Origin of the sequence: Winogradskyella damuponensis (genome assembly GCF_039538385.1) — a bacterium.
Taxonomy (GTDB): Bacteria; Bacteroidota; Bacteroidia; order Flavobacteriales; family Flavobacteriaceae; genus Winogradskyella; species Winogradskyella damuponensis.
Window position 1 is genome coordinate 173090 of record NZ_BAABCB010000019.1, and the last position, 24088, is coordinate 197177.

Below are 24088 nucleotides of genomic sequence, written 5' to 3' on the forward strand. Positions count from 1 at the left end.
CATTAATTCTTCACAGAATTTGCTACTTTATTTTTAATAGCATAAGTCATTCTTAAGTCATTAAGTACATTTATAGCTTCCTCTACATATACGTCTTTTGATAAAGCTGTATGCCAACGGTTTCTTTTTTCCATTAACACAGAATCTTTATCCATCAATTTTAATTCGTAAGGCAAGGAGTTAAAAGTTAGGTTTGTTTTATATTCTGATAATTTCGAAAAACGCTTGGCTTCTTCTTCATTAATTTCCATTTCCTTTTTATAGGCATCATAGTTTAACGAATAAGTTTCACGGTCTCTTATTTTTTTAACCCACTGCGCATTAGCATCTATAAGTTTTAGCTGCTCATTTGCTGCCATACGCGCTTTGCTCTTGCTAATTGTGGTTTCATAATCAAAATAATTTTCCCAAACATCATAATCTGCTGCATCAATTTTATCCCATGGCAATGGGTTTTCTTGGTTTTTTTCACCAATATCAATATAGCTATAACGATCCGGAACCACCACATCACTCTTAACTCCTTCTAATTGCGTTGAACCACCATTTATTCTATAAAATTTCTGAGTTGTAAACTTCAAGGCTCCCATATCTCCTTTCGTATTATTCCTTACCATTCGGTTTAAATCCCATACCGTTTGCACAGTACCTTTACCATAGGTTTGTTTACTACCAATAACAATTCCTCGTTTATAATCTTGCATTGCTGCCGCTAAAATCTCAGAAGCCGAAGCCGATAATTCGTTAACTAAAATAACTAACGGTCCATCCCAAACTATTGATTTATCTTTATCACTAAGCACTTCTTTAGCTTCACCTGTAGTTTTTACTTGCACAACAGGACCTTCTTCAATAAATAAGCCTGCTATATCTACAACTGTTTGTAAAGAACCACCTCCATTATTTCTTAAATCCATCACCAAACCTTCAACACCTTGTTCTTTTAATCTTAAAATTTCTTGTTTAATATCTGAAGCTGCATTTCTTTCGTTATAATCTTCAAAACTGATATAAAACTTAGGCAAATTAATAATACCAAAGGTTTTACCCTCTTTTTCTACTATAGACGATTTTGCATAGGTTTCTTCTAACTCTACAACATCTCGCTTAATAGATATATCTTGAATAGTACCATCTACTTTCTTTAAAGTTAATGTTACAACAGTTCCTTTTGGACCTTTAATAAATTTAATAGCATCATCTAAACGCATACCAACGACGTTAACTGCTTCTTTTTCATTCTCTTGTTTCACCTTAAGAATCTGGTCGCCAACCTCCAATTCATTGGCTCTCCAAGCAGGTCCACCACTTATAATTTCATTGACCATGATACCGTCAACTTTCTTTTGTAAACGTGCGCCTATTCCTTCAAATTTCCCAGAAATATCTCTATCAAAACGCTCTTTGTCTTCTGGCGCAAAGTAAAACGTATGTGGATCAAACTCTTCTACAATAGCATTAATATATACAGAAAACCAATCTTGACGTCTTCTGTCCTCAATGTAATCGTAAAGCTCATCTAATGATTTTTTGGTTGTTAATCGTGCTTCAGCTTCTACTTCTTTAATTGACTTCTTCTCTTTTGGTTTTGCTTCTTCACCTGACTCTTTATCAGAAGAAAGCTGAGAAAGAGCATCATCATAATTAGCAATAGTAGAAAACTTAAGTTGTTGCCTCCAACGCTCTTTCATTTCTCGCTTATTTGTAACATAAGTGAGTGCTTCATAATCTGCATTATAATTTTCTTCTTTTGAAAAATCGAAAGGCTTTTCTAACACATCTGTGTAAATCTTTTTAGATTCTTGAATACGCTGCAACAAGCGTTCGTGTGTAAGGTTAAAAAACGAGACGTCATAAGCTTTAATTTGATCGTCTATTTTATCCCTATATGCTTCAAATTCTTCGATATCTGATTCATAGAAGTAACGTTTAAACGGATCTAAATTATTTAAATAAACGTCAAAAACATGCGTTGAAAAATCATCATTAATATCTTTTGGATCAAAATGACCTTGATCTAAGAGATACGTAATAAGTTGTATAAGCAATTTATCTTTATCTGGATCTTCAAATTTCTTAGTTGTAAAACTGCATGAAGCGAACGCTATTAACAACGCTAGCAGTAAAAACTTATAATTCCCTTTCATTTTTCTTTTATTTATTGTTTGATTTGGTAAAAATGAGTTTTGCTTTTACCTCATAGTTTCCATTAAAAAACTTTAGAAAGAAGCAATTCATTTTTATTATTTTAAATATCTACTTTAAGTAGACTTCAATTTTTCACTAAAATAGATGAAAAAATCGTGCCATAAAAAAACGAGACACTAATTTTTTGTTAAACACGATATAATGTATAAAACCAAAGCTTTTTACTATTTTTACAATTCATTAATTCTTTGTACGAAATGTCTGCACGCCCTTTAATTTTAGTTACCAATGATGATGGTATTACAGCCCCAGGAATTAGAACCTTAATTTCAGTAATGCATACTATTGGAGATGTTGTAGTAGTTGCACCAGATAGTCCACAAAGCGCCATGGGACATGCCATTACCATTAATTCTACTTTACACATGGAAAAAGTAACGATTGATGGCAAACAACCCGAATACAGTTGCTCAGGAACTCCTGCAGATTGTGTAAAACTAGCAGTAAATGAAATTTTAGAACGACGACCAGACATCTGTGTTTCAGGAATTAACCACGGCTCTAATTCGTCAATAAATGTTATTTATTCTGGCACAATGAGTGCTGCTTTAGAAGCTGGTATTGAAGGTATTCCTGCCATCGGTTTTTCTCTTTTGGATTACAATTGGAATGCTAATTTTGAACATTGTAAGCCTTTTATAGAAACCATAACGAAACAAGTTCTGGAACATGGTTTACCAGATGGCGTTGTATTAAACGTCAATCTTCCAAACCTTGAAAAAGAGGCTATAAAAGGTATTAAAGTTTGCCGACAAGCAAAAGCGAATTGGAAAGAAGAGTTTGACAAGCGTACTAATCCATCTGGACGCGAATATTATTGGCTAACAGGTAAATTTGTAAATATGGACAAAGGTGAAGATACGGACGAATGGGCTTTAGAACACGGTTATGTTTCTGTTGTTCCTGTTCATTTCGATTTAACAGCGCACCACACCATTCAAAAATTAAATACTTGGAACTTGAATGATTAAAACAACACAAACCTAATTTAAACGAATGAAGTATTATATCATTGCTGGAGAAGCTTCAGGAGACTTGCATGGTTCTAATCTTATGAAAGCCTTATTTAAACAAGATAAGGAAGCCAACATCAGATTTTGGGGTGGAGATCTTATGCAAAGCGTTGGAGGAGAATTGGTAATGCATTATAAAGAACGTCAATTTATGGGGTTTGCTGAAGTGATTCTTAACCTCAGGAAAGTTTTAGGTCAAATAAAATTTTGTAAAGCTGATATTGAAACATTTCAACCCAATGTTATTGTTTTTATTGACAATTCCGGTTTTAATCTTAGAATAGCAAAATGGGCAAAAGCACTTAATTTTAAAACGCATTATTATATTTCCCCTCAAGTTTGGGCTTCTAGAGCAAGTAGAGTTGAAAAAATAAAGCAGTATGTAGATGCGATGTATTGCATCCTTCCTTTTGAAAAAGCATTCTACAAAAAATACAACTACAATGTTCATTTTGTTGGACATCCTTTAATTGATGCTATTGCAGATAGACCTCAAGTTGATGACAGCGTTTTTAGAAAGACACATAATCTTAACGACCAACCTATTATTGCATTATTACCTGGAAGTCGAAAACAAGAAATCACAAAAATGCTTGGTGTTATGCTAAGTTTAGTTGATGATTTTAAAGATTATCAATTTGTAATTGCTGGTGCTCCTAGTCAAGACTACGAGTTTTACAAAAGTTTTATTAAAAAGAAAAACATTAAATTTATTTCTAATAAAACCTATGATTTATTGAGTATTTCGACGGCAGCTTTAGTGACTTCAGGAACTGCAACCCTTGAAACCGCATTATTTAAAGTACCACAAGTTGTATGCTATAAAGCCAATGCTATTTCATATCAAATTGCTAAACGAATTATTACTTTAAAATATATTTCGCTGGTGAACTTAATTATGGACAGGGAAGTCGTAACAGAACTCATTCAAGGAGATTTAAACAAAACACGACTAAAAAAAGAATTAACTGCTATTTTAGATACCAAAAAACGAGAACAACTCTTTTTAGATTATTACGAATTAGAGCAACTATTGGGCGGACGAGGAGCTAGTGCACAAACCGCTAAACTAATTTATGAAGCGGTTAAAACTAAAGACTAAAAAAGAATAAATGAAAAAAACAATTACACTTATATGCCTTATTTTACTTGTAAGTAGCTGTAAATCTAAAAAATCATACTCTAGTAAAAAAAGCCAAACGCATACTGTAAAAGTTAATACCAAAACAAAACCTTCTGCCGAAGCAGAAACCATTGTAAAATATGCCAAGACCTTTGATGGCACACGTTATAAATATGGCGGCACTACCAAAAAAGGCATGGATTGCTCTGGTTTAATTTACACGAGTTATAAAAAATACAACGTTACCTTACCAAGAACCACATCTGGACTTAAAAGTACGGGAGATTGGATAGACTTAAAAGAAGTTAATGTTGGAGATTTAGTGTTTTTTGCTACTAATAAAAACAGTAGAAAAGTGAATCATGTTGGTATTGTAACCAATGTAAGAACAGGAAATGTTGAATTCCTTCACGCCTCGAGCAGTAGAGGTGTTATGATTTCTTCGTTAGCTGAAAAATATTGGTATTACTCTTTTGTACAGGCAAGACGCGTGCTGTAATTACATTTTTTATTTTTATCTTAGTAACTCACAATCATGAAGTTACTAAATTTTACCATAATAAAACTGACCATTTGTTTGGCCGTTGGGATTCTTTTAGCTCATCATCTGAAATTGAATTTCCAATATGTTTTATATGTAACCATTGCTTTAGTAAGTTTACTTGGCATTTGTTGGTTAATGTTAAAATCAAAAATTAACCGTTCTCCTCTTTTTGGAATTATAGCATATCTATGTATGACAGGAGTTGGAATGACCTCCTACAATATCCAAAACGAAAAATTAAGGCCACAACACTATACAAATTTAAGTTCTTCTGAAAACTATAACACTATTGTTTTTAGAATTAAAGAACGTCTAAAACCAGATGCTTATAACGATAAATATATTGCAACCATAAAATCATTTAATGATAAAACAGCAATAGGTCGTTTATTAATTAATATTAAGCGCGACAGTATTCCAAAACACATAAGTATTGATGACGTTTTCTTTACTTCTTCAGAATTAAAACAAATTCAAAAACCATTAAACCCTCATCAATTTGATTATAATAAGTACCTAGAACTACAACAGGTACACCATCAATTATATCTAAATTCTACAACTATTTTACAATTATCAGATTCTAAATCTACCATATATGGTTATGCCGATGCATTGCGAAGAAAAATCAATATTAATCTAGCTAAAGCCGGGTTTGAAGATGAAGTGCTTAGTATTATGAATGCACTGTTATTAGGCCAACGACAAACAATTGACAAAACAATATATAATAATTATGTCAACTCAGGAACCATACACATTTTAGCCGTTTCAGGCTTACATGTAGGTCTTATTTTATGGATCTTAAATGCATTATTTAAACCACTACTCTATCTTAAGTATGGTCATTTTATCAGACCTTTTGTCTTAGTCATTATACTATGGAGTTTTGCTGTTATTGCTAGCTTATCTCCATCTGTTACAAGAGCAGTAACAATGTTTAGCATTATTAGTATTGCTATGCACCTAAAACGACGGACAAATATTTATAATACTTTGGTCATTTCTGCATTTTGGATATTACTGATTGAACCTACATTTTTGTTTGCTGTTGGATTTCAAATGAGTTATTTAGCTGTACTTGGAATTGTAAGTATCCAACCTATTATTTATAACCTTTGGAAACCCAAATATTGGATTATAGATAAACCTTGGCAAATTTTTACAGTTACTTTAGCTGCTCAAGCAGGAGTTGTACCAATTAGTTTGTTTTATTTTCATCAGTTCCCTGGTTTGTTTTTTATTTCAAATCTAGTTATCATTCCGTTTTTAGGGATAATACTCGGATTGGGATTGCTTGTTATTGCTCTCGCTCTTATGAATATGCTTCATAGCTCCATAGTCTCTATTTATAGTTTTATAATTGATAGTTTAAATGGATTTATAGCTTGGGTAGCTCAATATGAAAACTTTCTATTTAGAGATATTCCGTTTACAATGCCTCAAGTTATTGTTTGTTATATAATAATTATAGGCTTAGTCCAGCTTTACAAATTCAGAAATTTTAAATGGACAGCGACTAGTTTAATTGCTATAATTATACTTCAGGGAGTTAACTTTTACAACAAATATAAAATTCAAAACGATGCTTTCGTTGTATTTAATAAAAGTCGTAAAACAATGATTGGCTTCAAACAACACAAAAAATTAACCATATATCATAATTTAGATTCTACAAAACTAGAATCAGATTATGCAATAAAGAATTATAAAATAGGCGAATCGTTAAACTTTATAATTTCTGACAGTTTACAATCTGTTTACCAATACAAAGACAAGGTAATTCTAGCCATAGACAGTTTGGGCATCTATAAAGGCATTACATTTCAACCCAATTATATCTTATTGCGAAATTCGCCAAAGCTCAATCTCAACAGAGTAATTGACAGCCTAAAACCACAACTAATCATTGCAGATGCAAGCAATTACAAATCTTATTTAAAACGTTGGAAAGCGACTTGTAGGCATAAAAAAATCCCTTTCCATCAAACTAACGAAAAGGGAGCTTTTATAATTGAATAACTTTTTATTCTTTAAAGGTTGGCTCAAATGATTTGTAATATTCATTAAACTGCTCTTGCGTAGTCATTTCTTTATACTTATCACTTTGAAATATCTTTAGATACAATTCTAATTGTTGCGGCTTTAAATAGCCTTGAACAGGCGAAATCACACCTCCTTCTTCATCAAAAAAGACCATTGTTGGATATGCTCTAACCTGTAGATATCTCGAAAATTCGTGTGCACTATTTCGTCTATTCGCTTTAGTTGCATCGTAATTAGGGTTTCTAAAAGTATTATCCTTATAGGTTACTTCTTCATTACCTTCTGCATTAAATTTTACAGCATAATAATGTTTATTTACATAAGCAGCCACATCTGCGTTCTGAAATGTATTCTTATCAAGCATTTTACATGGTCCACACCAATTGGTATAAACATCCATAAATATTTTTTTGGGTTCTTTTTTCTGAAGTTCTAAAGCTTCATCCATAGTTATCCAATTAATCTCTTGTGCTATTGCTGTAAACGACAACACAAAAACAGCTATTAATCCTAATGTTATTTTTTTCATCATATTCAATTTGTTGCAAATAATAAGCCGAACTTACAAAAAATGCTCCTTTTTAGGAGCATTTCTGATATTTTTAACGGTTTTTGTTATTTAACACCGTGCATTAATTTTTTCAACACAGGGTTAAGTAACATTGATATAACACCAACTCCAGCGGGAACTAGTGTAAAAATCAAAAAGAAAGTACTTAATGAATACTCTGCTGTAATTTTATCAATCATACCTCCCATTGAGCCAGCTGCTTTATTACCAATAGCTATGGCTAAATACCATATCCCAAACATGAAGCCAATCATTCTTCCTGGAACCAATTTACTCAAGTAAGAAAGACCAACTGGAGAAATACATAATTCCCCCATAGTATGCAGTAAGTAGGCAAGTATTAAGAATATCATACTAACTGATGCTGTTTGTGCACCTGGTTCAATTCCCATTGTACCAAACACTAAAACACCAAATCCTAAACCTAATAGCATTAAACCCATACCATATTTCATTGCTACACTAGGGTTATATTTACTTTCCCACCATTTAGAAAATAGTGGCGCGAGCGTAATTATAAAAAATGAATTTAAAATACCAAACCACGACGCCCCAACTTCTGTAGCGTCTTTGCTGAATTCATTATTAATTTTATAAAATACAACCGCCCATAAAAACACGAATGTTAAGCCTAAAACAATATTTGAATACGGAATCTTTTTGAACGTCTTCTTAAACAATAAATACAATACCCATGAAATAATTATTAATGGAACTACTGTAAGAATAGAATCTATTATTTTAAATATAGTTGCAGACGAACCTTCTAAAACTCTATCGGTATAATCTCTAGCAAATAAAGTCATTGAACCTAAAGATTGTTCAAAAGCTGTAAAGAAAAACACAGTAAAGATACCAAATATACCTACTGCAATAATCTTATCTCTTACTATTGGATTGTATCTTAGAATTCTTGTTGTAATTAAGTATAAAAACAGAACCAACGCTAACAACACAATAAAATTAGATCCATCTAATCCAAACAATTGAAAATCTAATAAATTAATATTTCCAATTTTAGACAATGGATCATTGAATAAATAAAGTACACCACCAATTGAAGATAAAAGAATTAAAATTTTATCTACAGAAGTAAAAGGATTTAATTTTTCTGGAACTGCCTCCAAATCATGCTCTTTAGGACTTTCTTCATTAATGTTCTGTGGTAATTCCACTTCGTGAACCTTAGAAGGTCGCTCACCTATTAAACCAAATAAATCTTTTGCCAACCAAAACTGAATTAATCCTCCAAGCATAAAAATACCTGCAAGACCAAATCCATAACTCCAGCCTAAATTTTCAGCTAAATAACCACAAAGCATCATTCCAAAAAAGGCACCAGCATTCACTCCCATGTAATAAATAGTATATGCTCCATCTTTTTTAGACTCTTTTCCTTTATACATTTCAGAAATCATTGATGTCATATTAGGCTTAAAAAAACCAGTACCAATAACCAACAATGCTAAGCCTAAATATAAGGACCAAGGTGTTTCAAAGACCATAAAGGCATGACCAAGCATCATAATAAAACAGCCAATAATAACCGCCCATTTATAGCCTGTGTATTTATCAGCCAACCATCCTCCAACTATTGGAGTTAAATACAGTAATGAAGAATATGTACCAATTAGTGCCAAAGCATTTTCTCTTGACCATTCCCATCCAGGATTATCACTTAAAAAAGGTGCTGTTAAAAATAACACTAGTAATATTTTCATTCCATAGAATGAAAAGCGTTCCCACATTTCTGTAAAAAATATCACGAACAATCCTGCTGGATGCCCGATGACCTTATCTTTAAATAAATTTTCGATGTCTGTATTCATTATATAAAGGATAGATTATAATTAGTTGCAATAATTAATTGATTCCATGCATCATTTTCTTCAATTTCGGATTTAAAATCAATAAAATCACTGCTGCAAAAATAGGTATCGATGCAATAATTAAGAAGAAAGTAGACATAGAGTAAGTTTGTGAGATCTTATCGATATATGACCCTGTCATTCCTGCAATAAAGTTGGCAATTGCCGAAGCTGTAAACCAAAGTCCAAATAATAAACCTGCTAAGCGTTTAGGTGATAATTTAGAGACATAAGACAGTCCTACTGGTGATAGACATAATTCTCCTGTTGTATGGAAAAAATAGGCTAATATTAACCATATCATACTAACCGAAGCACTAGTTGCTCCTTGTGGAATACTGTTAGCACCTATAGATAAAACAACAAATCCAATTCCGACTAAAGCTAAACCCATTGCAAATTTAACTGGACCAGATGGATTCCATACCTTTTCCCATATTTTACTAAACGAAGACGCTAATGTAATAATAAAGAATGAATTAAGAATTTGAAACCAAGAAACTGTTACTTCTGTTTGCTCAAGACTAAACTCTCTATATACTTTCCAGCCACCTAAAAACCATATAATTACAAAAGATATCCCTGTAAAAATAATCGTTAACGGATACGTCTTATATATTTTCTTACCTAAACTAAATAATACCCAAGACACTATTATAATTGGAAAAATAGTTAAAATAGCATCTATCCATTTAAAAATAACACCAGAGTTACCCTCTAAAACTCTTTGTGTGTAATCTTTAGCAAAAACAGTCATAGATCCACCAGCTTGTTCAAAAGCAAAGAAGAAGAAAATACTAGCAACCATTAATACTCCAACAACCACTAATCTATCTCTTACAATATTAGCAGGAGTCTCAATTTCCTCTTCCTCGTCTACAATCTTATCTAAATCTGCTTCAAATTGTTTTTTAGGCGTTTCACCAATAACACCAAATATATTACGTCCAAAATAGAATTGTAACATTCCAAAAAGCATAAATACACCAGCCAATCCAAATCCATAATGCCATCCTATTTTTTCACCAATGTACCCACAAAGTAACATTCCTAAGAAAGCACCTGCGTTAATACCCATATAAAATATAGTATAACCAGCATCTTTTTTAGAACTTGAATCTGGATATAAATTTCCTACCATTGATGAAATATTTGGCTTAAACAAACCATTTCCTAAAATCATCATTACAAGTCCTGCGTAGAAAAAATTAGGGCTTATACCTTCAAAGGCCATAGAAGCATGTCCTAAAGTCATTATTAATGCACCTAATAAAATTGCTTTTCTAAACCCAGTAAATTTATCGGCTAACAAACCTCCTAACAATGGAGTTAAATAAACAAGACCTGTATACCAAGCATATAATTGCATAGCATCGGCATTAGTCCATTCCCAGCCTCCTTTGCCAATTTCTGTTATTAAAAATACCGTTAACAGTGCTCGCATTCCATAGTAACTAAAGCGTTCCCACATTTCTGTAAAAAACAACACGAACAATCCTGCAGGATGTCCCATTACCATAGAGTCATCAATACCTTGCTTTTTGAGATGCTTGATTAAAGACGGATCATTTTCTTGGCTCATAAGTTTAATTTTTAGGTTTATAAAATTTCAGTTAGTTAGTTTATTCTTTTTTAAATCAAATTTTTATTTTCTTCTCATAATTTGCTTTTGTAAGAAAGCAGATTAGTTCCTTTTTTCACTCACATAAGCGCTTACTTAATCTAATTACTCACCCAATGTACGATGAATAAAATCTGTCATCTTTTTATAAAGGTGTAATCTAGTGTTTCCACCATAGATGCCGTGATTTTTATCTGGATAAATCATCCATTCAAATTGCTTATCTGCCTGAATTAAAGCTTCAACCATTCGCATGGTATTTTGTACATGAACATTATCATCGCCTGTACCGTGAATCAATAAATAATCTCCTTTTAATTTATCTACATGATTTATTGGAGAATTTTCGTCATAACCACTTGGGTTTTCTTGCGGAGTAGTCATATAACGTTCGGTGTAAATTGTATCATAAAACCTCCAACTCGTTACTGGAGCAACTGCTATAGCCATTTTAAAAACATCGTTCCCTTTCAATAGTGCATTGCTACTCATAAAACCTCCATAACTCCATCCCCAAATCCCTATTCTTTCAGCATCAATATAATCCAATTTACCTAATTGTTTGGCCGCTTCAATTTGGTCTTCGACTTCGTATTTCCCCAATTCGTTTTGAGTAACTTTCTTGAAAGCTGCACCTTTAAACCCTGTACCTCTACCATCAATACAAACTACAATATAACCTTGCTGTGCTAACATTTGATACCAATAATCGTTTGCACTATTCCAACGGTTAGCTACTTGTTGTGAACCTGGTCCAGAATATTGATACATAAACAAAGGGTAGGTTTTATTGGCATCAAAATCTTTAGGTTTAATAGTCCACATATTTAAATCATTACCATTTACAGAAATAGTACTGAACTCTTTTTTAGACATGGCATAGCCTTCTAATTGTTTTGCTAAACTTCTATTATCTTTAATAGATTTTATCAATTTACCAGATTTTGAAGTGTGCAGAGTATATTCATACGGTACTGTTGCACTAGAAAACGTATTAATAAAATATGTAAAATCTGCACTAAATGAAGCGCTATTTGTTCCAGTTTTATTAGTAAGACGCTTTTTGTTTTTCCCGTTTAATTGTATGGAATATACATCTCTATTTATAGAACCATTTTCTGTAGATTGGTAGTAAATAGTATTCGCTTTTTCATTAAAACCATAGTAATTGGTAACTTCCCAAGTGCCTTTAGTCACCTGATTTATTAATGTTCCTTCTTTTGAATAATGATAAATATGATTAAAACCATCTAACTCACTTGTCCAAATAAAACTGTTGTCCTTTAAAAACGTTAAATTAAAAGTCACATCTATATAAGCTTTATCTTTTTCTTTCAATACGTTAGTCATAGACTTATCCTTGGTATCAAACAACCAAAGTTCTAATTCATTTTGATGACGGTTCATAAACTGAACACTCAAAACATTAGCCTCATTGGTCCATTTTAATCTTGGAATATAAAAATCATCAGGCCTGTCTTCACTTAACTCTGTTAGTTTTTTAGAATCTAAATTGTACAGATGTAAAGACACTTTAGAATTTGCTTCACCTGCCTTTGGGTATTTAAAAACATGTTGTGTTTGGTATAAATCTGAACCATAAACATCCATAGAAAATTCAGGAACCTCAGACTCGTCAAATCTTATAAATGCAATTTGATTGCTATCTGTATTCCAATCAAAAGCTCTAACAAAGCTAAATTCCTCTTCGTAAACCCAATCCGTTATACCATTAATAATCTTATTTTTTTCGCCATCTGTAGTTAACTGTTCTACGTTTCCAGATATTAAATCCTTTACAAATAAATTATTTTCAAATCCGTAAGCTACTTTTGTTCCGTCTGGCGACAATGTTGGTTCTTGTACTAAATCTTCTGATACTTTAGTCACTTTTTTTGATGCCACATCATAAATATAATATTCACCCAACGTAGAGCGTCTAAAAACGGGTTGTGATTTTGTAGTGAGAATTATTTTAGATTCGTCTTCACTAAATGAATAATCAAAAAAACCTTGAATCTCAGAAATATCAGCTGAAGACACTAAGGTTTTTACTTTTTCTAAAGTTTTATAATCGTAAATATCTATGGTAGATGTTCTGCTTTGCCTATCGAAATTCAATACTGAATACTGATTTCCATTAGCCATTGAGTGTAAGGCTTGCATCCCTTCTGTTCTAAAAGTCCCACTCCAAATATCTTGAAGTGTGATTTGTTTTTCTTGACAAAAAACGAGAGAGGTCATTAAAAAGCAAAAAACAGCTGCAAGGTGTCTTAATTTCATGTATATGTATTTATTATTTACAAAAAGTTGCACGTGATTCGCTACTAATCATTCTTTTGTGCGATAACATTTTTAGCATGCTCAATTTATAAATTTTATGTTTTAATAAAGCAATGCCAAGTTTACTAAAAATTATGCAAAAAATCGCTATTATTAACAGTAAATCGGCATTTACAATGGTTTATGCACACATTTTACACCAATCCTAGTATCTTTGTTTTTTCAAAAATAAGAACCAACATGCCAAATACCATTTCTGGCTTTTCTAAGCTTTCTAAATCCCAAAAGATCGAATGGCTTTTAAACACGTATTTCACAAATAAAGATAATGCAAGAGCACTTGTAAAACAGTATTGGAACTCAGACGATAAACTTCAAAAATTACACGATGAGTTTATTGAAAACACCATTACTAATTATTACTTACCATTGGGTGTTGCTCCTAATTTCTTAATTAATGAGACCACTTACACCATCCCAATGGCAATTGAAGAAAGCTCTGTTATTGCTGCCGCAAGTAAAGCTGCTAAGTTTTGGCTAGATCGCGGTGGTTTTAAAGCCGAAGTATTATCTACCGAAAAAATTGGTCAAGTTCATTTTATATATAAAGGCGATTTTAACAAACTTAAAGCCTTTTTTAAACATGTAAAACCTAAACTCATTAGTGACACAGCTTCCATAACTAAAAGCATGGAACGCCGAGGAGGTGGTATATTAGATATTCAATTACGAAACAAGTCTCAAGATTTACCTAATTATTACCAGCTACATGCCACTTTTGAAACTCTGGATGCGATGGGAGCCAATTTCATCAATACCTGTTTAGAGCAGTTTGCTACAACTTTTAAAAACGAAGCGTTAAAGTTTGATGATTTTAATACTGAAGAGAAAGATCTTTCTGTTGTAATGAGTATTCTTTCTAATTACGTACCACAATGTATAGTACGCGCTGAAGTATCTTGTAAAATAGAAGATTTAAAAAGTAAAGATATTCCTAATCCTGAAGAATTTGCACAAAAATTTAAACAGGCCATTAATATTGCTGAAATAGAACCTTATAGAGCCGTAACGCACAATAAAGGTATTATGAATGGTATTGATGCTGTTGTTTTAGCTACAGGAAATGATTTTAGAGCTGTTGAAGCTGGAGTACATGCCTATGCTGCAAAAGATGGCAGCTATTCTAGCTTAACACATTGTTCAGTTACTGATGATATTTTTAAATTTTGGATTGAAATCCCATTAGCCTTAGGAACTGTTGGTGGCTTAACGAGTTTACATCCTTTAGTCAAATTCTCATTAGAGATGCTACAGAAACCAACTGCAAAAGACCTAATGAAAATTGTTGCTGTTGCAGGATTGGCTCAAAATTTTGGTGCTGTAAAATCTTTAACCACTACTGGGATACAAGAAGGTCATATGAAAATGCATTTGATGAATATTCTAAATCAGTTTGAAGCTACAGATGATGAAAAAACAAAACTTGTTGAACATTTTAAAACTAATGTCGTTACTCATAGCGCTGTTGTTGAGGCTATAAAAAACATAAGAGCGTAGAAAAATCCTAAAACCAAAACTTTGAACCCAAAGGCTACAACATATAGAAGTAACGGAAAATTATTACTCACAGCTGAATACGCTGTTTTAGACGGAGCAAAAGCTTTAGCTATTCCTACTAAATATGGACAGAGTTTGGTTATTGAACCTAATCATTCTAATCTAATACATTGGAAGAGTTTTAATGAACTTGAAGAAATTTGGTTTCAATGCTCAATTACTTATGATGAGATTACCGCTAGTATTCAAAAAAATAAGCCTGCTGATAACATCAAAGCACGTTTATTACAAATTTTAAAAGCGACTAAAAACTTAAATCCTGAGTTTTTAGCGTCCAACCAAGGTTACAATATTACCACTTACCAAGATTTTAATAGACTTTGGGGATTAGGCACCTCTTCTACCTTAATTAACAATATCGCTATTTGGGCAAATGTTGATGCCTATAAATTACTCGAAAAAACTTTTGGTGGTAGTGGATATGATATTGCCTGTGCTCAAAATGAGACTCCTATTACATTTCAGCTACAACCTAAACAAAGCCCTCTAGTAAAACCTGTAAATTTTCACCCAGAATTTAAACAGCATCTCTATTTTATATATCTCAATCAAAAACAAAATAGTAGAGATGGTATATCGGCCTATAAAACATTAGGTAAAATTAACACTGACAGCATAACAAAGCTCAATGCTATTACAGAAGAAATGATTAAATGTAATTCGTTTTTAGAATTTAAAAATCTAATTGAATCTCATGAACATATCATTGCTAACCTTATAGAACAAACTCCTATTAAAGACCGATTATTTATAGATTTTAAAGGCGCAGTAAAAAGTTTAGGGGCTTGGGGAGGTGATTTCGTTTTAGTGGCTTCTCAAGACAATCCTACATCTTATTTTAATACTAAAGGATTTGAGACTATTATTCCTTATACAGATATCGTTTTATAAATGACATACACAATAACCAAAGGTGTACTCATAAAAAAAGGCTTAACATTTCTGTTAAGCCTTTTTAAATAATTTATTTAAAGTCGATTAATAAACTGTCTTAGCTCTATTATCTTCTATTTCTGCTGCATTTTCTAAAGCTGTAAAAACTTTAGTCTGTACTTTATTTCTACGTTCAGTATTTAACCTGTTCATAATAGCAGTATAGTTGTCTAATTTTGTTGCTTCATTCACTTTAGTTACCTCAACTACATAAACTCCTTTTTCGCCATCAATTGGCTTAGAAGTTTCACCTTGGGCTAATCCAAATGCAGCTCCTACAACTTTAGGTTCAACACCAGCTCCTGACAAGGTTGTATTTTTAATTGTGATAGCTGCAGCAGTCTTTATACTCTGACCCTGGTTTTTAGAAATATCTGCTAATGTTGTTCCAGTTATCTTTTCGCGAATCATTTTCGCTTTCTTTTCTTTTCTTATTTCTGGTAATGCAGTAATAGAAGCATCTTCTGTACTCATTAAACCTTTTTCTTTTTTCTCAACTAATTTAGCAACAATAAATCCGAAATTAGATATTGCAAAATTCTTAAATTCTCCAGTATCAGTATCATCATCAAATGCCCAACGCACTACTTCTCTCTGACTTCCTAAACCTGGTATGTTTTCATCAAGCTCATTAAATGTAATTGGCTTAACTGTTAATTCGCGTTCTTTTGCTAAAGCATTAAAATCACCATCTTTAGAAGCAATTTCAAACTTAGACATTTTATTAAACACATCTTGAAGTGTTTGATCTGATGGCTCAATTTTATCTGCTATAGTTGCAACTTTTACAGTTTGGTTAAAGCTCTTTTGCTCTAAGATTTCAATCACATGATATCCAAAAGATGTTTGAACAACATCTACATCACCTACTTTGTTATCAAAAGCGTAAGCTTTAAATTCTGGTGCCATACCTGCTTTGTAATCAAATTCAATTTCACCATCTTGCTCATTACTTACTTTATCAGAAGATAATTCTAATAAATCCATAAATTTAGTTCCACTGTTGATTTTAGCTAAAATACTATCAGCCGTTTTCTTTGCTTCTTCTGGCGTCTTTGTTACAGATGCATCTGCTCTTGTACCACCAACATTAGGAATTAAGATATGACGAACTTTTACTGAGTCTGGCATTTGCTTTTTTGCAATAACTTTAGATAACTTGTAGTATTCGCCATCTTTATATGGACCATAATAATCACCAACATTTAATTTAAGTAAAGTATCCTTAGCTACAGCCGGTAATTGATCTGCTCTTAAAAATGAGTCATTGTATTTGATATCTGAATTAGAGTTTACAAATTCTTCAATATCTGAAGCTGAATCAAATCCCGGAATTGTTTCAGTATTCTTACTGCTTTCATTGTATTCTGTTTTATCAGCTTTTAAAGCTAACAGGTCTGCTTTTATTTTATCTTCATCAGCTTTAGAAGCCTCTTCTTTAAACTCAACATATACAACCTCTCTAGTTGCATCTGTTTCGTACGTATCCTTGTGCTTATTCATATACGCTTGAATATCACTTTTAGAAACGTCAATTAAACTATCTGCAATTGTTGTATAAGGAACTTGCACATAACGAACATCTATCGTTTTTGCATCACCAAAATACTCTTCTTCTGCTTCTGCTATAGTTGTACTAACCCCAGCTTTAATCATGTTATAATACGTTTGCTGAATTGCATTTGCAGCAATAGTCTGCTCATTATTTGTCCAACTATCATAATTAACCATAAAGTTACCTAATGGTGCAGTTTGACCATTTAGATCCCTTAAGTTAGAAATAAAAGCATTTAAACGGTTAACATCAAAGTTTCCGTTTTCATCTTGAAACTCAGGATAAGAAGAAAAACTATTTTTCAATAAATCTCTCATTTCGTCTTTTTCAACAGACAATCCTAATTCTTCAAACTCAGATTTTAAAACAATATTACGAAGCTCTTGATTGTAAATTACATTCATAGCTTGTGTAGACGTTTGTCTTCCACCTGCTCTCTCTTGATAGTTCTTTACTTTTTGTTGAAACTCTGCACGATTGATATCTGTACCATTAATAGTAGCAACAACATCTTGCGAACTACCTGTTAGGGCATCAGAGTTTTTGAATAAATCTCCAATTACAAATGCGAATAACGCTAATGCGATTACTAATATTAATACCAGTGAGCGTTGTCTAATTTTATTTAAAACTGCCATAGTCTTTTTTGTATAGTATAATTTTGGTGTAAATAAGTCTGCGAAAATAGTATTTTATTGTAAATAATAAAAGGAGAAGTGCAGTTTTTATGAGTGTTAGAAATGCATTAATCTACTTCAAGTATTTTTAAGATGATTTCATCTATTTTTGTTGAAGACACTTCTGTAATTGTAAATTTGAAGTTATCGATTTGCACATCGTCATTTTCTTGTGGAATTTCTTCAGTAGCATTAACAATTAAACCACCTAAGGTTTCGTAATTTTCACTTTCTGGAAGATTTATTTTATAGGTTTCATTAATATAATCAACCTCTAACCTTGCAGAAAATTTATAGGTGTTTTCATTAATTTGTTCCTCAACCATTTCAATAGTATCGTGCTCATCTTCAATCTCTCCAAACAATTCTTCAATAATATCTTCAACGGTCATAATTCCAGAGGTACCTCCATACTCATCAATAACCACAGCCATACTACGACGCTTTTTAGTTAAAATATTAAGAACGTCTTTAATCAGAATTGTTTCAGGTACAAAACCTACCGGAATGATTATAGATTTTAGGGATTTTGGCTTTTTAAACAATTCAAAAGAATGTACATAACCTAAAATATCATCTATACTATCTTTATAAACAATAATCTTGGTTCTACCAGAATCTATAAATAACTGCCTCAAATTCTCTAAAGACTCAGAAATATCTACAGCAGTAATCTCTGTACGAGGTACCATAACCTCTCTAGCTTTCACATCTGAGAACTCTAAAGCATTCTGAAAAATTTGAATTTCACTATCTACATCATCATGGTTCTCAACAGATTCCATTTGTTCTGTAATATAGTTTCCTAGCTCAACCTTAGTCATTGCTAATACAACATCTTCTCCTTCTGCTTTAAATATATATTTTAAAACAGCATCTGAAATCCAAATAACAAAATCTGAAATCCAAGAAAACAGCACATAAAATATATAGGTAGGAAATGCCAAAACCTTTAATAAGGTATTTGCATAGATTTGAAAAAACACTTTTGGCAAAAACTCTGCAGTAAATAGAATAACCAGAGTAGAAATTGCAGTTTGTGTTAACAACTGTAAGTCATTAAATAAATAGTTTAAAGCAGCACTATCTGAAGGTAACATCGTATTAAACCATCGCACAAGGACATCACCCATTTTAAAGCCATAAATAACTAAGGCAATATTATTACCTATAAGCATTGTAGCAATATACTTGGAAGGTTTGGCTGTAAGTTTACCTAAGATTTGCCCTAGAAAATCACCTTGTTTTTTCTCTAACTCAATATGAATTTTATTCGCAGATACATATGCGATTTCCATACCAGAAAAAAAAGCAGAAAGTATTAGTGTACTTATAATTATGACTATATCAGCAGTCATAGATTACTTATTATTACGATCTTCAAACTTTTTACTGAAGCGTTTTCTAAAGAAAAACATAAAGGTAGCCAATGCGGCAAAAAGCAATGACATGTATGCTCCATTTCTATTATCGGACCATTTTGAAATGGCATCGTATAAAAATAGTACAGCAAAAATAATGTAAGCGTAATGAAAAATCTTCTGTATTTTCATGTGTTGATGTATTGTTTTTTATTTGTCACATCCTGTTCGCGCATGGTACAATTTATAAAACATTGCAATTTTATGATGCGCTAGAATCATGTGTTTAGTAAAATGGTTAAGAAACAAAGATAGTTAATTATCAAATTGAAAGTCACCTCCCATTTCTAACATCTGAAAATTCTTAAACTCTTTATCCGAATCAAAACCAATACCATGCATTGGACCAACAGCACGATTAAACAACCAAGGCTCATTAGTAAATAGCCATTCTAACTTTTGATTATAAAATAATTGCTCTGTAAATAACGTATCCTTTCCAGGTGTTGCAATTACAACATTACCTCGTAGATCTATAATATCAGTTTCGGTATAGGCAATAGCGTAGTTAGACGTTATAGTAGTTTGGTTATTGTTTTCGTCATAAATCTTAAGCTCAATACCTTTAGGGAATTCTGAAAATGCAAAATCTCTATTAGAATAGTCTAACATTTTAGGACTTAAAAGATTGGCTAACAACCTCACTGTATCTTTTTTGAACTCGGTATATTTTAAATCGATATGCTCTGTTTCACCAATGGGTTGATTTTGTAAAACACCGACTTTTTGAACATCGTCAAAATCGTTTTTACATGAAAAAAACAAAGTCACAACAATTGCTGTGACTAAGTTTTTAATAATATGTAAATACTGTTTTTTCATTAATCTTTTGGTACAACTACTGAACGACCTATCCAACATCCTATTTTAATAGTTTGACCAGCATTAGTAGCGCTAAAAATTTCTTGTTTAGTAGGTGCACTAGCTCTATAACTAGCTGCTGTTTTAGCGGCTACAGATTTTAATCTTCCATCTACTCTACCAGCTTTTTCTGCTTCGTTAGCAGCTAACCAGAATACAGCTCTTTTGTTAAAGTTAGTGTCTCCACAGTTGTTTGCACTTTTAGCATACATAGCTGCTATTCTCAAATATGGTCCACCATTAGAAGGATTTAATTTTAAAGCTTCCATATATTGCTGTCTTGCTTTACCATAGTTACCTCTTTTGTAATTCTTTTCAGCTACACGCATTACAAGCTTCCATTTTTTAAGCGGATCTGTTTCCAAATCAAAAGACTGGTTGTAATACTTATCAGCCTCAGACATTTTACCTTGCTTTTCTTTTAAAACACCTAAATAATACGCTGTTTTAGCATCTGGCTCAACTTTATTTTTTTGTTCAACTAATTTTTCAAATAAAGGATCGTCTGTACATTCCTTTTCCCCCATTTTATTCATGGCACGTTGTAACCAAACAGCATCATCTTTATTTTGCTCGTAATCTTTTTGATATAAAGGAATTAAGACTTCACAATTAGCTCTGTCACCAAGCTTCTTGTCCATGCTTGTTAAAATCTTAGTTTCAAACACATCTATATTAGACTCGTAACTCTTTTTATATTGTTGTTCCTTTTTAGACAAAGCTTCTCCAGCTTCTTCTTTTTCGGCATATACATTTAATCTTTTAGTATAACCGTTGATTAAATTTTCAATAAGCTCGCTTACATCATCATATTTATCAAACAATTTTTGAGCATCTGCAGGTGTCTTTGCACCAGCATCGTATAAATCTACAGCTAATGAAAAATAAGTATAAAGACCTATCGCACTATCAAAGTTTTTAGCATCTTTTTTAAACGCCTCGTCAAACATATTATATAACTCTTGATCTGACTTATTTAACTCTTTTCTATACTTATAAGCTAAGTTTGCCTTATCTTCTAATATTTCACCAAGATCATATTTAGACTCAAAATGCTCTCTACTTTGATCATATAACAACATTAAATCTTCAATATGAGCTATTTGTTCTGCACCTGTAGATTTTTCTATTTTATCCTTCAGTATTTTCTCACCATGTACATAAATCGCTCTATTAAATTTAGGACATTTCTCTCTAACTATTTTCCATGGCCCGTAAGCATCATCATATTTTTTACTTTTCACATAACTATCAAATATTGATAGATTATTCATACATTCTTCTTGATCATTATCTTGAGCAATTCCTATGTTAACACTTGCAAAAAGCGCTAAAAGTAGTATTGTAATTCTCGTCTTCATTTTTATTAATTTTGTTAGTTATACTTCTTTTGTTTAAACCATCTAGAGCTTAAAGATAAACTTACATTAAAGTTTACAAAATTCTCTTGAATTAAATTTTGATTAGTTGTTCCTCGTCTTCCAAACTCTACGCCTAAATTGGCATTAGAAAATAAACTTCGGTTTCCAACTGGTAAACCTAAACCAAAAGACATGCCAAACTCATTAATTGACTCATCTTTTATTACTAAACCGGTATTTGAAAAGTTAAAACCAGCTCTATAAACTATACGTTTAAAATACCCTGAAAACGCTTTATAATCTGGAATATAGAACCCACCAATAGCAACTTTTGATGAATTTTCAAAAGTAGAAATTTGATTAGAAAAAACAGGGTTAGAAAAATTACTTGAATTTTGAAATGTATATTCTGCACCTACAAACCAAGATTGAGGTTCACCTATACCAGCACCAAAAGATAAGGTAGACGGCAATGTTAAATCGGTACGGTCAAGGTTTTGAGCCTCTAAGTCCGCATCTATTTCACTAGACACACCCGAAATTTCTAACGTAGTTGCATCTAAAGAAACTGTTGAAAAAGACCTGATATTATCTGACTTTAATTTACTTTCTGGAGCATAAGTTAAGGTTGTAGACAGCTCTAACTTATCATTAATCATGGTTTTGTAAGCTACACCAAAATTAAAATTTAAACCACTTAAATCAGACCTATTAAACTCACTAGTTTGGTATTGCACCAAATCTCCTTCTGGTGTGTATTTTATTTCAAGACCTGTATTCTGAATATTTCCAAAATTATAATTAAAGTCTACACCAAAACTTAATTTGTCTGTAACTTGGTAACCCAAACCAGCAAAAACTCTATTGACACCACCTTCACCATTGTAACGATTTACTAAAAAACCATCACTATTAATATCATCTAGCTTGTAGCCAACAGATGTGTAAGGCATTAAACCAAAACCAAAACCAAATTTACCAACTGGTATTGACATGGCTATATAATCAAAGATTGTACTATTTGTTTTTGCTTCACCCGAATTGCTTTTTAATGTCACATCTGACATGGTTCCGGCAACAGTAAACTTTACAGGTCTACTTTCTCCATCAAAAGGAAATGCTTCAACATTCTTACCTGCATATGACGCTGGATTTCTTAAATTAACGTGAATGCTATCTAAGTAAACACCAATACCTCCCATACTACGGTTTTCTACAGTACCGTTAAACTTTAGACTCCCAATACCATAAAATGAATATGGAGAACCCGTTCCTTGTTGTGCAAAAGCAGCAGAACTTATAATTGTAATACAAATTACAATGAATCGTTTTATCATTATTTTGAATTATATTCTAGAATAAAATTCAAACCTTCCAATAGAAAATTTGAATTCGCAAATATGCTATTTTTTAATTGGTTTGACAAAAAATTGGCATCTCCTCCTGTTAAAATAACTGTTAAATCTGAATAATCTGTTAGATATTGATCTATAATTCCATCTATTTCCTTAATAACACCATTTACCACACCAGAATGAATTGATGATTCTGTAGAGTTTCCAACAATAGTATGAGGCAACTTTGTTTCTAATAACGGAAGATTTGCTGTTAAATTATTTAGTGAAACATAACGCAACCTCAATCCTGGCGAAATAGCACCACCAAGATAATGATTGTCTTTTGTAACAAAATCATAAGTTATACATGTACCAGCATCTATAATTAGTACATTTTTATTTGGAAATTGATTTACAGAAGCACAAACCAAAGCAATTCGATCTACACCCAATGTGGTTGGTGTTTGATAATCGTTTATAAACGGGAAATTTAATTTTGAAGTTAACTCAACCGTATTAAAATCATTTCTTATGAGTGTAACTTGTTCACTTGACAAGTTACCAACAGATGAAATAATTGCTTTTTTTAACTTTGGAAAGTCTTTTTTCAATATTTCATACTGCATTTTAAACCCATTAAGCTTAAAACTTAGCTTATAAATTAAATTTTCATCATCAAAGACAGCAAATTTAACATATGTATTCCCTACATCTACAATAAGATTCATATCAATTCTGTTAATTGCAAATTTATAAAATCAAATTTTATCAAATTCTTTTTGCGTATATAAAAAATACATTTATATTTGCACCCGCTTAATTAAGCAACTGGTGCCTTAGCTCAGTTGGTAGAGCAAAGGACTGAAAATCCTTGTGTCCCTGGTTCGATTCCTGGAGGCACCACCACCAAAAAGCCTTAAACATTTGACTATAAATGATTTAAGGCTTTTTTGGTTTTTATATTCTCGCATAACCCCTAGAAAAATATGGATCAAGATCAAAAGTTGTGTTTAAGCAAAGATTGTAGTTAATCTAAACAGAAAGAATTC

Annotated in this window: 18 protein-coding genes and 1 tRNA gene; 7 read left to right on the forward strand and 12 right to left on the reverse strand. The window is 32.0% G+C overall.

Translation table 11 applies throughout. The features are described from left to right. Positions 1-2: 2 nt before the first annotated feature. The gene (locus ABD730_RS11655) at positions 3-2147 is read right to left on the reverse strand and encodes a carboxy terminal-processing peptidase (protein WP_334470629.1); all 2145 of its coding nucleotides are present in this window, start codon (positions 2145-2147) and stop codon (positions 3-5) included. A gap of 258 nt (positions 2148-2405) precedes the next feature. Between ABD730_RS11655 and surE the strand changes: the two genes are divergently transcribed. From surE to ABD730_RS11675, 4 genes are read left to right on the forward strand one after another with little or no spacing between them, the layout of a single operon-like run. After that, entirely contained in the window at positions 2406-3179 is a 774-nt protein-coding gene (gene surE, locus ABD730_RS11660) for a 5'/3'-nucleotidase SurE (protein ID WP_334470627.1), read from the forward strand. A gap of 25 nt (positions 3180-3204) precedes the next feature. Further along, positions 3205-4323, forward strand: a complete 1119-nt coding sequence (gene lpxB / locus ABD730_RS11665; RefSeq protein ID WP_344714779.1) for a lipid-A-disaccharide synthase — start codon at positions 3205-3207, stop codon at positions 4321-4323. Between the two features lie 10 nt (positions 4324-4333). Further along, positions 4334-4843 carry a C40 family peptidase gene (locus ABD730_RS11670; protein ID WP_215927230.1) on the forward strand — a complete coding sequence of 170 codons (510 nt, stop codon included), beginning with the start codon at positions 4334-4336 and terminating at the stop codon, positions 4841-4843. A 36-nt stretch (positions 4844-4879) separates the two neighbouring features. Continuing rightward, positions 4880-6910: a ComEC/Rec2 family competence protein gene (locus ABD730_RS11675; protein ID WP_344714782.1), complete on the forward strand. Its 2031-nt coding sequence runs from the start codon at positions 4880-4882 to the stop codon at positions 6908-6910. Between the two features lie 4 nt (positions 6911-6914). On the opposite strand, the gene ABD730_RS11680 is transcribed toward ABD730_RS11675, so the two are convergent. The 4 genes from ABD730_RS11680 to ABD730_RS11695 all read right to left on the reverse strand — a co-directional run bounded on the left by ABD730_RS11680 (position 6915) and on the right by ABD730_RS11695 (position 13277). Next, positions 6915-7463 carry a thioredoxin family protein gene (locus ABD730_RS11680; RefSeq protein WP_344714799.1) on the reverse strand — a complete coding sequence of 183 codons (549 nt, stop codon included), beginning with the start codon at positions 7461-7463 and terminating at the stop codon, positions 6915-6917. An 86-nt stretch (positions 7464-7549) separates the two neighbouring features. Beyond that, a complete protein-coding gene (locus ABD730_RS11685) occupies positions 7550-9334 on the reverse strand; it encodes a peptide MFS transporter (protein ID WP_334470620.1) in 1785 nt (594 codons plus the stop codon). A gap of 34 nt (positions 9335-9368) precedes the next feature. Then, positions 9369-10892 (reverse strand): peptide MFS transporter, encoded by a 1524-nt coding sequence (locus tag ABD730_RS11690; RefSeq protein WP_334470777.1) that lies wholly within the window; start codon positions 10890-10892, stop codon positions 9369-9371. A gap of 207 nt (positions 10893-11099) precedes the next feature. After that, positions 11100-13277 (reverse strand): S9 family peptidase, encoded by a 2178-nt coding sequence (locus ABD730_RS11695; RefSeq protein ID WP_344714785.1) that lies wholly within the window; start codon positions 13275-13277, stop codon positions 11100-11102. A 183-nt stretch (positions 13278-13460) separates the two neighbouring features. Between ABD730_RS11695 and ABD730_RS11700 the strand changes: the two genes are divergently transcribed. Together ABD730_RS11700 and ABD730_RS11705 are read left to right on the forward strand one after the other, a co-directional pair. Beyond that, entirely contained in the window at positions 13461-14834 is a 1374-nt protein-coding gene (locus tag ABD730_RS11700) for a hydroxymethylglutaryl-CoA reductase, degradative (protein WP_344714787.1), read from the forward strand. 21 nt (positions 14835-14855) lie between these two features. Next, complete coding sequence (locus ABD730_RS11705) at positions 14856-15785, forward strand: GYDIA family GHMP kinase (RefSeq protein ID WP_344714789.1); 930 nt, start codon at positions 14856-14858, stop codon at positions 15783-15785. 87 nt (positions 15786-15872) lie between these two features. Here ABD730_RS11705 and ABD730_RS11710 read toward each other — a convergent pair whose 3' ends face one another. The 7 genes from ABD730_RS11710 to ABD730_RS11740 all read right to left on the reverse strand — a co-directional run bounded on the left by ABD730_RS11710 (position 15873) and on the right by ABD730_RS11740 (position 23767). Beyond that, positions 15873-18020 carry a peptidylprolyl isomerase gene (locus tag ABD730_RS11710; RefSeq protein ID WP_334470612.1) on the reverse strand — a complete coding sequence of 716 codons (2148 nt, stop codon included), beginning with the start codon at positions 18018-18020 and terminating at the stop codon, positions 15873-15875. A 107-nt stretch (positions 18021-18127) separates the two neighbouring features. After that, the gene (locus ABD730_RS11715) at positions 18128-19417 is read right to left on the reverse strand and encodes a hemolysin family protein (protein ID WP_215927215.1); all 1290 of its coding nucleotides are present in this window, start codon (positions 19415-19417) and stop codon (positions 18128-18130) included. Positions 19418-19420: 3 nt separating this feature from the next. Then, positions 19421-19612: a hypothetical protein gene (locus tag ABD730_RS11720; RefSeq protein ID WP_215927213.1), complete on the reverse strand. Its 192-nt coding sequence runs from the start codon at positions 19610-19612 to the stop codon at positions 19421-19423. A 123-nt stretch (positions 19613-19735) separates the two neighbouring features. Next, positions 19736-20302 (reverse strand): LPS export ABC transporter periplasmic protein LptC, encoded by a 567-nt coding sequence (gene lptC, locus ABD730_RS11725; protein WP_344714792.1) that lies wholly within the window; start codon positions 20300-20302, stop codon positions 19736-19738. Further along, on the reverse strand, positions 20302-21702 hold the full coding sequence (locus ABD730_RS11730; protein WP_215927209.1) for a tetratricopeptide repeat protein: 1401 nt from the start codon (positions 21700-21702) through the stop codon (positions 20302-20304). Before ABD730_RS11730 ends, lptC begins: the two co-directional genes overlap by 1 nt. Positions 21703-21716: 14 nt before the next feature. After that, positions 21717-23039: a BamG family beta-barrel-assembly machinery protein gene (bamG, locus tag ABD730_RS11735; RefSeq protein ID WP_344714794.1), complete on the reverse strand. Its 1323-nt coding sequence runs from the start codon at positions 23037-23039 to the stop codon at positions 21717-21719. Further along, positions 23039-23767: a type III pantothenate kinase gene (locus ABD730_RS11740; RefSeq protein ID WP_334470605.1), complete on the reverse strand. Its 729-nt coding sequence runs from the start codon at positions 23765-23767 to the stop codon at positions 23039-23041. Before ABD730_RS11740 ends, bamG begins: the two co-directional genes overlap by 1 nt. A 102-nt stretch (positions 23768-23869) precedes the next feature. On the opposite strand from ABD730_RS11740, the gene ABD730_RS11745 reads away from it, so the two are divergent. Further along, a tRNA-Phe gene (locus ABD730_RS11745) sits at positions 23870-23945 on the forward strand. Positions 23946-24088: the final 143 nt, after the last annotated feature.

Excerpts from the sequence above, each read along its gene's own strand:
- ABD730_RS11710 (WP_334470612.1), bottom strand. The coding sequence starts at position 18,020 with ATGGCAGTTTTAAATAAAATTAGACAACGCTCACTGGTATTAATATTA.
- ABD730_RS11680 (WP_344714799.1), bottom strand. The coding sequence starts at position 7,463 with ATGAAAAAAATAACATTAGGATTAATAGCTGTTTTTGTGTTGTCGTTT.
- ABD730_RS11700 (WP_344714787.1), top strand. The coding sequence starts at position 13,461 with ATGCACACATTTTACACCAATCCTAGTATCTTTGTTTTTTCAAAAATA.
- bamG (WP_344714794.1), bottom strand. The coding sequence starts at position 23,039 with ATGATAAAACGATTCATTGTAATTTGTATTACAATTATAAGTTCTGCT.
- ABD730_RS11655 (WP_334470629.1), bottom strand. The coding sequence starts at position 2,147 with ATGAAAGGGAATTATAAGTTTTTACTGCTAGCGTTGTTAATAGCGTTC.
- ABD730_RS11740 (WP_334470605.1), bottom strand. The coding sequence starts at position 23,767 with ATGAATCTTATTGTAGATGTAGGGAATACATATGTTAAATTTGCTGTC.
- ABD730_RS11715 (WP_215927215.1), bottom strand. The coding sequence starts at position 19,417 with ATGACTGCTGATATAGTCATAATTATAAGTACACTAATACTTTCTGCT.
- ABD730_RS11690 (WP_334470777.1), bottom strand. The coding sequence starts at position 10,892 with ATGGTAATGGGACATCCTGCAGGATTGTTCGTGTTGTTTTTTACAGAA.
- ABD730_RS11685 (WP_334470620.1), bottom strand. The coding sequence starts at position 9,334 with ATGAATACAGACATCGAAAATTTATTTAAAGATAAGGTCATCGGGCAT.
- ABD730_RS11675 (WP_344714782.1), top strand. The coding sequence starts at position 4,880 with ATGAAGTTACTAAATTTTACCATAATAAAACTGACCATTTGTTTGGCC.
- ABD730_RS11695 (WP_344714785.1), bottom strand. The coding sequence starts at position 13,277 with ATGAAATTAAGACACCTTGCAGCTGTTTTTTGCTTTTTAATGACCTCT.
- surE (WP_334470627.1), top strand. The coding sequence starts at position 2,406 with ATGTCTGCACGCCCTTTAATTTTAGTTACCAATGATGATGGTATTACA.
- ABD730_RS11730 (WP_215927209.1), bottom strand. The coding sequence starts at position 21,702 with ATGAAGACGAGAATTACAATACTACTTTTAGCGCTTTTTGCAAGTGTT.
- ABD730_RS11670 (WP_215927230.1), top strand. The coding sequence starts at position 4,334 with ATGAAAAAAACAATTACACTTATATGCCTTATTTTACTTGTAAGTAGC.
- lpxB (WP_344714779.1), top strand. The coding sequence starts at position 3,205 with ATGAAGTATTATATCATTGCTGGAGAAGCTTCAGGAGACTTGCATGGT.
- lptC (WP_344714792.1), bottom strand. The coding sequence starts at position 20,302 with ATGAAAAAACAGTATTTACATATTATTAAAAACTTAGTCACAGCAATT.
- ABD730_RS11720 (WP_215927213.1), bottom strand. The coding sequence starts at position 19,612 with ATGAAAATACAGAAGATTTTTCATTACGCTTACATTATTTTTGCTGTA.